Origin of the sequence: Flavobacterium succinicans LMG 10402, assembly GCF_000611675.1 — a bacterium.
Classification (GTDB): Bacteria; Bacteroidota; Bacteroidia; order Flavobacteriales; family Flavobacteriaceae; genus Flavobacterium; species Flavobacterium succinicans.
Map to the genome: position 1 here is coordinate 287,492 of NZ_JATV01000002.1, position 12,754 is coordinate 300,245.

General features: G+C 31.6%; 9 protein-coding genes. 7 read left to right on the top strand and 2 right to left on the bottom strand.

Annotation, left to right across the window (positions count from 1 at the left end):
* Positions 1 to 58: 58 nt before the first annotated feature.
* Positions 59 to 1,342, bottom strand: a complete 1,284-nt coding sequence (locus AO58_RS0102795) for an MFS transporter (RefSeq protein ID WP_024980249.1) — start codon at positions 1,340 to 1,342, stop codon at positions 59 to 61.
* A gap of 324 nt (positions 1,343 to 1,666) precedes the next feature.
* Between AO58_RS0102795 and AO58_RS0102800 the strand changes: the two genes are divergently transcribed.
* From AO58_RS0102800 to AO58_RS0102830, 7 genes are all read left to right on the top strand, one after another.
* A complete protein-coding gene (locus AO58_RS0102800) occupies positions 1,667 to 2,281 on the top strand; it encodes an RNA polymerase sigma factor (RefSeq protein WP_024980250.1) in 615 nt (204 codons plus the stop codon).
* Positions 2,282 to 2,533: 252 nt separating this feature from the next.
* The gene (locus AO58_RS0102805) at positions 2,534 to 3,637 is read left to right on the top strand and encodes a FecR family protein (protein WP_024980251.1); all 1,104 of its coding nucleotides are present in this window, start codon (positions 2,534 to 2,536) and stop codon (positions 3,635 to 3,637) included.
* A 152-nt stretch (positions 3,638 to 3,789) separates the two neighbouring features.
* A complete protein-coding gene (locus tag AO58_RS0102810; RefSeq protein ID WP_024980252.1) occupies positions 3,790 to 7,491 on the top strand; it encodes a SusC/RagA family TonB-linked outer membrane protein in 3,702 nt (1,233 codons plus the stop codon).
* Between the two features lie 12 nt (positions 7,492 to 7,503).
* Positions 7,504 to 8,985 (top strand): RagB/SusD family nutrient uptake outer membrane protein, encoded by a 1,482-nt coding sequence (locus AO58_RS0102815; RefSeq protein ID WP_024980253.1) that lies wholly within the window; start codon positions 7,504 to 7,506, stop codon positions 8,983 to 8,985.
* 15 nt (positions 8,986 to 9,000) lie between these two features.
* Positions 9,001 to 9,864: a zinc-binding metallopeptidase gene (locus AO58_RS0102820; protein WP_024980254.1), complete on the top strand. Its 864-nt coding sequence runs from the start codon at positions 9,001 to 9,003 to the stop codon at positions 9,862 to 9,864.
* A gap of 78 nt (positions 9,865 to 9,942) precedes the next feature.
* Entirely contained in the window at positions 9,943 to 11,301 is a 1,359-nt protein-coding gene (locus AO58_RS0102825) for a DUF4302 domain-containing protein (protein WP_024980255.1), read from the top strand.
* A gap of 72 nt (positions 11,302 to 11,373) precedes the next feature.
* Positions 11,374 to 11,823 carry a hypothetical protein gene (locus AO58_RS0102830; protein ID WP_024980256.1) on the top strand — a complete coding sequence of 150 codons (450 nt, stop codon included), beginning with the start codon at positions 11,374 to 11,376 and terminating at the stop codon, positions 11,821 to 11,823.
* Between the two features lie 427 nt (positions 11,824 to 12,250).
* Here the strand turns inward: AO58_RS0102830 and AO58_RS17920 are convergent, their stop codons facing one another.
* Complete coding sequence (locus AO58_RS17920; protein ID WP_139225534.1) at positions 12,251 to 12,502, bottom strand: hypothetical protein; 252 nt, start codon at positions 12,500 to 12,502, stop codon at positions 12,251 to 12,253.
* Between the last annotated feature and the right edge of the window lie 252 nt (positions 12,503 to 12,754).

Sequence of the window (12,754 nt, forward strand, 5' to 3'; positions counted from 1 at the left end):
AAGCAGATAGCAATGCAATGAAAACCTAACTTTTCATAAAACTAAACTTTATCTGACACTAAAACTGATGACTTTTTCTAGAAATCATAAAAAGAGAACCTAAACTCAACAAAGCAGCCCCCGTCAAATAATACCCCACATACGAAATGTCATAATCCGTAGCCAACCAAATGGCAATCATAGGAGCAAAAGCGGCACCAAATATTCCGGCTAAATTAAAGGTCAAGGAAGCTCCTGAATAGCGGACTTGTGTTGGAAACAACTCAGATAAAAAAGTACCTAAAGGACCATAGGTAAATCCCATCAACGCCATGCCGATACAAACGAAAACCGTTACCATTACCGCACTTCCCGAACTAAGAAAAAATTGGAAGAAAAAACCAAAAACAGCTATGGCAATAGTAGCCCAAACCAGCATTTTGCGACGCCCAATGGCATCTGCTACCACTGCCGAAACAGGAATAAACAGCGCAAAAAAGAGCACAGAAAACAACTGAATCAACAAAGCATCTCTTTTGGTAAAACCCAAATCAGAGGTCGCCCAACTTAAAGTAAATACCGTCATTAAATAAAAAACCAAAAAAGTAGTCACTGCCGCCAATGTTCCAAAAATCAATTGATTCTTATAAGAAGTGAGTAACGTAAGAAATGGGATTTTCACTTCTTTTGCTACTTTTTTAGCCTGCTCAAAAGAAGGTGTTTCAGAAATTTTAGTTCGAATATAAAAACCAACCACTACCAAAAGTGAACTAGCGATAAAAGGAATTCGCCAACCATAATTCATAAAATCATCGTTGCTCATACTGTCTGTTAAAAGCAAAAAAGTAGCTCCCGAAAGCAACAAACCTATAGGAGCACCTAACTGTGGGAACATTCCGTACCAAGCTCTTTTATTCGGTGGCGCATTTTCGATGGCCAGTAAAACAGCTCCTCCCCACTCTCCTCCAAGACCAACGCCTTGCCCAAAACGACACAGCATCAACAATAAAGGTGCGGCTATACCTATACTAGCATAACTTGGCAGAAAACCAATGGCGACCGTAGAAACTCCCATTGTTAGTAATGCGGCTACCAAGGTAAATTTACGACCTATCTTATCCCCAAAATGTCCAAAAAAAGCCGAACCCAAGGGACGCGATAAAAAAGCAATAGAAAACGTAGCTAGTGACTGCAACGTAGCCATAGTAGCATCTGTACTCGGGAAAAAAAGTTGGGGAAACACCAATACAGCGGCATTAGCATAAATATAAAAATCAAAAAACTCAATGGTCGTTCCTATCAAACTGCCAAAAAGTACATATTTTAACGAGTTTTTCCGACAATGTTCTGGTTTCAAATTCATATGATAAAAAAAATAACAAAATTTAACATTAAAAAAACTTCTAAAACCTAATCAAAAGTAATAATAAAACGCTCCATCAATAAAGTTCCAGCCTAAATAGTTGTTTATGCTAAACTATGTTATTAAAATCAATTACAAAAGCACTATTGCAGACACTATTAATAAAACAATAATAAATTAGCAGTATTACTATTATTAGTATTAGAAAAATATATTATTTTAAATTACAAACACACAAAAATAGTTTAATTTGTGTTTTTTTGATATTAATTGTATTATTACAAAATATTAACAAAAACCTAACACTAAATACTAAAAGTAAAATTGAAATCAACCACCGAACATATCAAAGAAATTGACGATGCAATAGTATGGAAACAATTAATTAATGGCAATGAAAAAGCTTTTTCAACTCTGTTTGATAAATACTTTAACCAATTAGTTTTGTACGGAAATTCCTTTTCTTCAAATGAAGAAAAAGTAAAAGATTGTATACAAGACGTTTTCGTTGATGTTTGGTTGTACAGAAACTCTTTAAATGAAAATATTGCTCCAAAAACTTATCTTTTATCTTGTGTACGCAAAAGAATTGCTAGACAACACGGACGTGATAGAATTTTCACAAAAGCTACTTCTACAAAAACATTAGAATTTCTATTCGACTTTTCTGTTGAACACAAGCTAATTATAGATGAGGATAGTAAAAACAAAGTAATTCAATTAAACAAATTAATAAACCTACTTCCTTCAAAACAGAAAGAAGTTTTATACCTTAGATATCATCAAGAACTAAGTATTGATCAAATAGCCGAAATTTTAAATATCAACTATCAATCAACAAGCAATTTACTACATAGATCGCTACTCAAACTTCGTAAAGATTGGAGTTCCATTATTTATACTTTACTCATTTTTTCAAAAATTTCTTCTCTTTTGTAAGAAAAAGAGACTCTTCAATCCTTTTAGTAAAAAACATTTGATATTAAAAATTCAAATCAAGATCTTATTGTTTTAATTTAAAAAAACTAGAAAAGGTGAAATCTTTATCAACCAAATATCAGTGTTTTCCTCAAAAAAAACCTATCTGCAACAACTTCTCAAAATAATATTATTTTTTTTGTTTTTTTTCACAATTTGATGAGTATATTTTAAAGATATTACCCTTTATGTATTAGTAACTATATTTCACTGATGCAAAAAAGAGACTTTTATACTGAGATTGATGATTTTTTAATGGACGAATCATTCAAGTTATGGGTACATAACAACCAAGACAATAAAAACTGGGAAGAATGGACTTTAGAAAACCCAAAACGAGCCAAATTAGTAGAAGAATCTAGGCTTTGGATTTTAGCATTAAAAACTAATGAACAAAAACTGACCCGAGAAGAACTGCAATCTGCACTACTTTCTACTTGGGACAAAATTGAAATAAAAGAGAAGCAAAAAAAAGGCAAAAGAACCTTCAATATACAACATATTAAATGGACACAATTAGCAGCATCCCTATTACTTTTCGTTTTTATCGGATACAGCTTTTACAATTTACATCTTAAAAATACTGCTTCAAAAATCGATAATGTTTTAACAAAAAACATTCATGACGGCATTATTGTGCAAATTAACAACAGTAACAAACCTCAAATCATAACATTATCTGATAAAAGTTCAGTATTACTACAGCCCAACAGTAAACTAAGCTATCCAATACATTTTACTGGAAATGAAAGAAAAGTTTATTTATCGGGTGAAGGTTTTTTTGAAATTAGTAAAAATCCCAAGAAACCCTTTCTTGTTTTTGCTAATGAAATTGTTACAAAAGTTGTCGGGACAAGCTTCAGAATTAGTGCTTTTGAAAACCAACCCAACATTGAAGTTTTAGTTAGGACTGGTAAAGTAAAAGTGAAGTCACAAAAAAATAGTACTATTAAAAATGAAGAAATCACTTTATTACCTAATGAAGCAGTTCGTTTTACTAAAAAGGATGCAACATTTAACAAAGTTACTAATATCATTAAAGACAAATCTTTATTTCAATCTAGTACAAATATTGAACAACTAAGTTTTGAATTTAATGACATTCCGGTTTCTCAAATCTTCAACACTATTGAACAAGCTTATCAAGTTAAGATAGTCTATCCAAAACAAAAACTTAAAGATTGCTTTCTTACCACATCCCTTAGCGACGAACCATTGCAGGAAAAACTTAAGATTATATGCAATGCATTAGGAAAAAATACCAGCTACGAAATGAATGAAAATCAAATAATCATAACAACCGAGGGTTGTAATTAAACTAATGCCTATGTGAAATTTTTATAAAAAAAAGGTGCCAACATGCTGTAACATTTTGACACCTGTTAAAAAACTAAATTACTTTCTGTAAAAAGTAATTAAAAGAGTTTAAAATACCCGTAATAAGTACTAATAAAAACCCAACCAAAATTATGAAAAAACCTGTTGTTAAACAACGATTACTTTATCGAATCATGAAAATAACATTATATCAAATCCTGTTAGCATTTGTGTTTTCAACAATTACCCTTGCAAATAGTGCTAAAGGACAAAAAAAATTAGACACTAAGATTTCTGTTAGCCTAAATAACATGAACTTAAACAGAGTAATTAAGAAACTAGAAAAATCCGCCAATGTAAAGTTTTCATATAATTCTAGAATTAGTCAACTTAACTCTATAGTAAATTACCAAGCAACAAATGAGTCACTTTCTAGCGTACTAAAAAATATTCTAAGTCCTCTTGATATAGAATACTTTGAGGTCAGCAATCAAATCATCTTACAAAACAAACCACAAAAAGTAAGTTCAACTGAATTTGAAATATTGAATTCGACTAATCAAGATAAGCGAACCATTAAAGGAAAAGTTGTAGACGAAGACCAAAACCCTCTACCTGGAGCAACCATTCTAGTTAAAGGAACTAAAATTACAACGCTTACCGACTATGATGGTAAATTTGCGATTTCAGTACCTGAAAACAACACTACACTTGTCATTTCATATATTGGAATGGAAACAAAAGAAGTAAGCATAAACAACTTACCTCCAACTATTATTCTAAAAGAAGTTGGTGAAAAACTTAAAGAAATAGTTGTAACTACAGGATACGAAAAAACATCTAAAAGAACATTTACTGGTGCAGTAAGTAAAATCACTGAAAAAGAATTATTAGTTGAAGGAGTTGTTGATATCAGCAGAATGATTGAAGGAAAAGCAGCTGGTGTAACAGTTCAAAACGTAACTGGAACTTTTGGAACTGCTCCAAAAATTACAGTTAGGGGATCTTCATCTATTTTTGGTGACACAAAACCACTTTGGGTAATTGACGGTATTGTTCAGGAAGATATTGTGAATCTATCTTTTCAAGACCTAGCTTCTGGTAACTCAGAAACACTACTAAGCTCTTCAATAGCTGGATTGAATCCTAATGACGTTTTGAGTATTGAAATTTTGAAAGATGCTTCTGCAACTTCTATTTATGGTTCAAGATCCTTAAATGGTGTAGTTGTAGTTACCACTAAACAAGGAAAAAGAGAATCTCCATTAAACATAAACTATTCGTTAGAACAAACTGTAAGAACAGTACCTAATTATAGTCAATATGACATTTTAAATTCTCAAGAAACTATGAGTATTCTTAAAGAGATTGAAGCAAAAGGGTTCCTAGACTTACCTTCGACTTCTCAAGGCCGATATGGAGGTGTTTATAATATTCTTTCTAGAGCAATTAATACCTACAACACAACTAATGGTACTTTTGGAGTTAAAAATGATGCAGCAGGCAGAAATGCTTTCTTACAAAAGTATGAATTAGCAAATACAGATTGGTTCGCCGCTTTATTCAGACCTTCAATTACACAAAATCACTCTTTGAACTTATCTGGAGGAGGTGTAAACAATTCTTATTTTGCATCACTTGGATTTTACAATGATCCTGGATGGACATTAGCAGACAATGTAAAACAATTTACTTCAAACATTAAAAACACTTTTTTTATTAATGATAAATTAAGTCTTACATTATCAACACAAGCCTCTTTGAGGAACCAGTCTGCGCCAGGAAGTTATGACAGCCTCAGAGATGGCGTAAGCGGAAGCACAACAAGAGACTTTGATATCAACCCATTTAATTATGTATTGAATACCAACAGAACTTTAAGACCATATGACGAAAATGGTAATTATGAGTACTATAGAAACAACTGGGCGCCCATAAATATAATTGAAGAATTAGAAAACAATTATATGGACATCAAGGTGAAAGACATTCGTTTTCAAGCAGATTTAGAATACAAAATAAGTCCAAAATTCACTTACAATTTCACAGGAAATATTAGAAGTGCTAATACAACAAGAGAACATAATATTTTAGAAAAATCTAATATAGTTGGTGCTTATAATGCTCAAGAAACTACTATTGTAAGAGATCAAAACATCTTTTTGTACCAAGATCCAGACAACTTAACAGCACCAAAAGTTTCAGTATTACCAAATGGAGGAATATTAAGAAAATTTTCTAATGATTTAACCTCATTTAATATTCGTAATAGCTTTAGCTACAAAAATGTGTTTAATGAGATTCATGAATTTGATGCTTTATTTGGTCAAGAACTTAGATCAGTTGATAGAAATAGTAACAATTTCACATCATACGGAATACAATATAATAAAGGTTTAACCGCATTTACAGATCCTAGAATATTAGAAAAACTAATAAATGGTGGCGAATCATATTTTGGTTTTAATGAAGAAAGAGAGAGAACCGTTGGTTTCTTCGGAAAAGTAGGATACACTTACGATAGACGTTATACAGCATCTATCACAGGAAGATATGATGGTTCTAATAGACAAGGAAATAGCGGTTCTTCTAGATGGCTGCCAACCTATACTTTTAGTGGAAAATGGAATATTAAGGAGGAATCCTTCATGAAAAATATGGAAAAATTGAACACCTTAAGCTTAAGAGGTTCATATGGTTTAACTGCTACGGCTGGACCAGCAACAAATTCATTAGCTATCTATAGAAGTTTTGTAACTGACCGTCTTAATCTTGGAGATAGAGAAACTGGTTTGAATATTGATGAACTTCAAAACGGAGACTTAACTTGGGAAAAACAATTTGAAACCAATATTGGTTTAGACTTGGGTGTATTTAATAATAGAATACAATTCACAACTGATGTTTACAGACGTAAAGCGTTTGATTTAGTTGATTTTGTTACTACTTCCGGTATTGGAGGTCAAAAATTAAAGCAAGGAAATAATGCCAATATGGAAACTAAAGGTATCGAGCTTGCCATTACAACAAGAAACTTAAACAATACTAGACTAAAATGGTCAACTTCTTTTAATTTCTCCATATTTAATCAAGAAATTACAAAATTACAAAACACACCATCAGTATTAGGTTTAGTAGATGGAACTGGAGGAAACACAATAGGTCATCCAAGAAATGCCTTGTATTCTTATCAATTTACAGGATTAAACAGCCAAGGATTGCCTACTTTCATCATGCCTGAAGGTCAATTAGATAATGTATCTGGAGCAAATTTTCAAGATTCAGATAATGTAACTAAGTATTTAAAATACGAAGGATCCATTGAACCTAACAAATCTGCAGGTATATCCAACACCTTTACTTATGACAATTGGTCTTTAAGTGTTCTTATTGTTGCAGCAGGAGGAAACAAAGTTCGTTTGAATCCTATATACTCTGACAGTTATGACGATTTAACTGTTTTTACTAAAGAATTCACAAATAGATGGATTAATCCAGGTGATGAAGCATTAACAACAATTCCAGTTATTGCTGACAAACGATTAATTGCCAACTATGCGGCTGAATCAAAAGATTTAACAAGAGCATACAATGCCTATAACTTTTCTGACGAACGTGTTGCTGATGGTACTTTTGTAAGATTAAAAAATGTAGCAATTAGCTATGAATTCCCTAAAGATTTAAAGAAAAAATTAGGACTTAATATCTTTACCATGAAAGCATCAACTGCTAACCCTCTTTTAATCTATTCTGACAAAAAACTAAACGGACAAGATCCTGAATTTTACAGATCTGGTGGAGTATCTCAGCCGATAACTAGCCAGTATACATTCTCTCTTAACGTATCTTTTTAATAAACCAAAAAAATGAGAAAACTAAATATAACACTAAGTCTCTTATTGACATTAGTACTTTCAACTAGTTGCGATGATTTCCTTTCTGAGATTCCTGACAACAGAACACAATTAAATACACCAGAAAAAATATCTGAAATATTAGTTAATGCATATCCACAAGCCAACTATATGGAATTTGCTGAAACAATGACGGATAATGTTTTTGACAGTGGTGATTTAACACTGACAACTATAAAAAATAGTCAAAATTACAACTGGGAAATACAGGATGATATTCAAAGAGACACTCCTTCTTTTTATTGGGATGCTTGTTATGATGCTATTGCACATGCCAATCAAGCACTAGATGCCATAAAAAAATTAGGCAACCCAAGTAATTTAAATCCTCAAAAAGGAGAAGCACTTATGGCCAGAGCTTATTCTCACTTTATGCTTGTTAGCTTTTTTTCTCAAAGGTATAATCCTGCAACAGCAAAAACTGATTTGGGAATACCTTATGTATTAGAGCCCGAGGACGTATTGATAAAAAAATACACTAGAAATACCGTAGAAGAAGTTTTCAATTACATTAAAGCAGATTTAGCAGAAGGCCTTAAATATGTCAATAGTGATTACAAATTGCCAAAATTCCACTTTAACAAAGCTGCAGCAAACACTTTTGCAAGTCGTTTTTATGCCATTACAGGCGAATGGAATAAGGTTTTAGAAGTTTCTAATGAATTATCTGCAAATAAAATTGATCAATTAAGAAACTATCAATCCTATTTAGATGTTGATTTTGAAACAGGTACAAGAAAATATTCTCAAGAAAGTGAAAACACTAACCTATTGATTGTTTCTGCTTCATCTACTTACTCTAGAAGTTTTAGACGTAACAGATATCAATTAACAGGCGCCAATAGAGACGAGCTTTTTGGAACAACAACGAATTTAGTAAACAAAGAATATTTATATCGCCCGTTATCGTATAATGGTCAAATCACTATTTTCGTTCCTAAATTTACTGAATACTTCAGATACACCAATGCAAATGCAGGAATTGGTCTTCCGTTTACCGGTCTTGTATTATTAAGTAATGACGAATTGTACCTCAATCGAATCGAAGCACTGATTATGACGAATCAAATCGATTTAGCCAATCAAGAATTAGATTATTTCATATCTATTCGTGTAAAAAATTATAATGCCACTACTGACAAAATTACACAAGCTAAAGTTATAGCCAAGTATCCGGTCATAGAAAATGAATACACTCCGTTTTACTCACTAACTCCAATACAAACTTCTTACATAAAAGCAATTGCTGAAATTAGAAGAAGAGAGTTTATTCACGAAGGCTTAAGATGGCTTGATATTAAAAGGTTTGCTTTAAAAGTAACCCATCAATCATATAATCAAGCGGATAATATTTTAACAAAAGACGATAAACGAAAAGCTATTCAAATCCCATTACACGTATCTAATACAGGAATCGAAAAAAATCCACGTTAACAAAACCACAGAACTATGAAAATATTAAAACAAGTAAAAAAAATAGCATTACTTACTTTAGTAGCACTACTGTTTAATGCCTGTTCAAGTGAGGAAGGCCTTAAAGAAAGTCAATTAGATTTGTCAACACCCGCTAAATCAGAATTAGACAACTGGATTGATACTAATTATTTGAATACATATAACATTAATATTATTTATAAATGGAATCAAAACGTTGTCGATAATAATCGCTTCTTATACCCTCCTTTGCAAACAAAAGTACAACCTGCACTAGAAATCGTTCAAAAAATATGGTTGGAAAGCTATAAAGCCATAGCAGGTCCTGATTTTGTAAAAAAAATTGCTCCAAGAGAATTTGTGCTTGTGGGGGGAATTAACTTAAATACTACAGGAACCATAACACTAGGTTTAGCTGAAGGTGGTCAACGCATTACATTATTTGAAACCGACAATGTCAACAAAAAAAATCGTGAAAACGTGAAACGTTTTATTCATACAATACAGCATGAATACATACATATTCTCAACCAGACTAAACCTTTTGATGAAAAAACATTTTCAAAAATTACACCTACAGGATATACCTCTAACTGGTATGCGACTTCTACAGCTGTAGCTAGAGAACAAGGTTTCATTACAGACTATGCAAGGTCAAACATTAATGAAGATTTTGCAGAAATGGCATCTATTATGTTGGTTAACTCAAAAGCAGAATACGAAGCTATCCTAAATGCCATAACAAGCACCACCGCAAAAGCTAGCATAAAAAGTAAAGAAGCTGTTGTGGTAAAGTATTTCAAGGACGCTTTTGGCATCGATTTCTACAAACTTAGAGATGAAGCTGAAAAAAACACTAATGCGGTAATTAATGGATAATGTTAGTTTCTAAACACAATTTGTTTAACCAAAAAACATATTTCAACTACACAATTTATAAATATAAATTTAAAAATTATGAAATTAAAGAAAATATTTAATCACTTATTGGTTGCTTTCTTAGTATTCCAATTTCTTTCTTGTGATAATAAAGAATCACTAGATTCTCCATTTAACGCTACTCCATCGGAACGATTAAATGCAAAACAAAAAGAGCTTAATGACCTATTAGAATCCGCACAATACGGATGGAAAGCTGTTTATTTTACAGATACTACACAGTTGGGAGGTTACACACACCTATTTAAATTTAAACAGGGAAAAGTAGACATGGCCTCAGATTTCGATAGCGATACTGGAACGTATTCTAGCGAATACAGCATCGAATTAGGAAGTACAGTAAGTCTTGTTTTTACAACAAAAAACAGAATACATTTATTGTCTGATTCTAACAATTATCCTGTAGCAAGTTTGAGAGGAAAGGGGTACAAAGGAGACTTTCAATTCCTTTATTATGGTAAAGAGAATGATCAAATCATTTTCAAAACGAATAGAAGTTTTAAAGAATTGCGTTTTGTAAAAGCTACGGCCGAAGACTGGTCAAACTTAGCTAAAAACATCGCTATGATCCCTAATGTTATTGGTAGCAACACAAGACCTCTATTCAGGCTTCTCGAAACTTTCGATGGTTCAAAAACAAGTCAATTTGATTTTAATTTCACTGGAGCCACTAGGTATGCAACAGCTAATTCGATAGAATCAGGTACTAACTTGACTAGTAATATGGGTATCGCTTACACGCCAACTGGTATTATTGTAAGTCCGCCTGTCAAAGTTGGTAATCAAAAACTAACCGACTTTACTTATGATAGTGCGAGCGGAGCCTTTACTGCCACAGGAACAAACAATGTTACTGCAACCATCAAGTATAGTAACAAACCATTGATCTTAACAGATGATTATAAAATTCTTATAGAAGGCAAAGGAAATCCTGCAACTGGGTTTGCTTACATTGCAGCAAATCTAGCAACTGCTCCATCTAATTCATTTTTATGTAATACGCTCTTAAACCAAGTAAATGCACAATTATCTTCTACCCAAAAACTTAGTAGAGTTCAATTTACTTTCAACAACCCAGCTTTTGGTAGTTTTATTGAATATAGATTTAACGGAGGTAAAACTACTATATATCATAATGTGACGGTAACGGAAGATACAGTAAATAAAACGATGAAATTAAATCATGTATCTTGGGAAAATAATTTAGGCGCAATTATCGCTGAACCTGCACTTTTGAAAAATATAGATAAAGAACTTCTAGATGATAAAGGGCTGTATGTAAAAAAAGAATTATTTAAAATAACTTTTTCTAATACTATTTATACTTTCACAAGCGCATCTAGTAATTTTAGATTAACAACTTATGCGTTTCAATAAAATATAATTTATTTTTTTTAAGCAGGCTGTCACAAAAGACAGCCTATTTTATACTCAAATAATCTTTACCTCTTGGTTTATGTTGGTTTCGAAAAAGGTCTATCCTCATTTATTCTTGAAGAAGATCTCAAATTAGATGTTAAAAGTTTTCTTGACGAAATCAATCAAAATCCAGAGTTAGCAATTCAGGAAGGAGGCTATTTTTATAAAGAAGTTTTAAAGAACATTACAACTGATGAAATATCTATCACAGAATTAATAATTAATCTAAGAGAATATACTAAAGATAACCCTAACGAATTTGACGAGTTTGGATGGCCAAATGGCTCTACTCATGGGTGTTGTGGCAACTATAGTGGGCCATGTTTATATTTTCATTGGGCATGTTATGTCCATGACAAAATATGTAAAAGATGTAACCCTCGTTGGTTCTGCTTAAGCGGTTGCATTCCTGACAAAGAATTGGAAGCAGTCCCATACTTGCCAATATTACCATCTTTACCATGGGCTGATAGGGAATAATATAGAACTTAAAAAAAATAGAATATGAAAAAAGAAAGAAAAACTGGAATTATTAACACTTTATTTAGTGTAATTATTTTATTTTATTTTACCTGTTTAGTTAGCATTTCTTACTTAAATATAAATTTAACAAAAATTGAGGGTGCTTTTGTAGAATTATTTACAATCCCTCTGATGATTTTGAGTGTTTCTCTATACTGTTATAATTTTTACAAAATGTACAAAGAAGGTTGGAAATTAAAATCATATTATTTCATTTCAATAATTATTCTAACGCTAGTTCTCATACTTTTAATTTTAGCTTCAGTATATAATATTTAATGGCTGATATCACCATGTATGTATATTCCAGAAACGTATCTCAATTTGGTCAAAACGGTCGTTTCGTTTTTGCTAGATTAAGCTTCAGTTTCTAAGAATTAATATTTTAATAATGAAACCATCCTGACAAATCGGGATGGTTTTTTTTTGCAAAAAGTTTAGAAAAAAAAAGAATCCAAACTTTGTACTGAAAAACATTTAATAAAACTTCGGCATCTATAATTGCAATAGTACCATTCATGATTATTAATATAATTAAACAAAGAAAAGAAGACCAAAACAATGGCACGACAACATTTAAGGCATCAATATACAGAATGCTTTTTATGGTAGCAGTACTAATCGTTTTCTTTTTCATTAGTAAGCATAATTAGTTGTGAATTTTACAACTATAATTATCTCGAACATAAAGCAACTGAAATTGAGTTGCTTTATTATTTTAATCTTATCTGATGAATCAATTTTTACAATTTATAAAACTTAACTTAGAAGAAGCAACTTCACAGTAAACGATTCAAATAAATATTCATGAATTAAAATAAGCACTCCTATTAAAGAGAAGTTTTTTACAATGTCTTATAATATTTTTTGATATTTTAGCATCAAATAA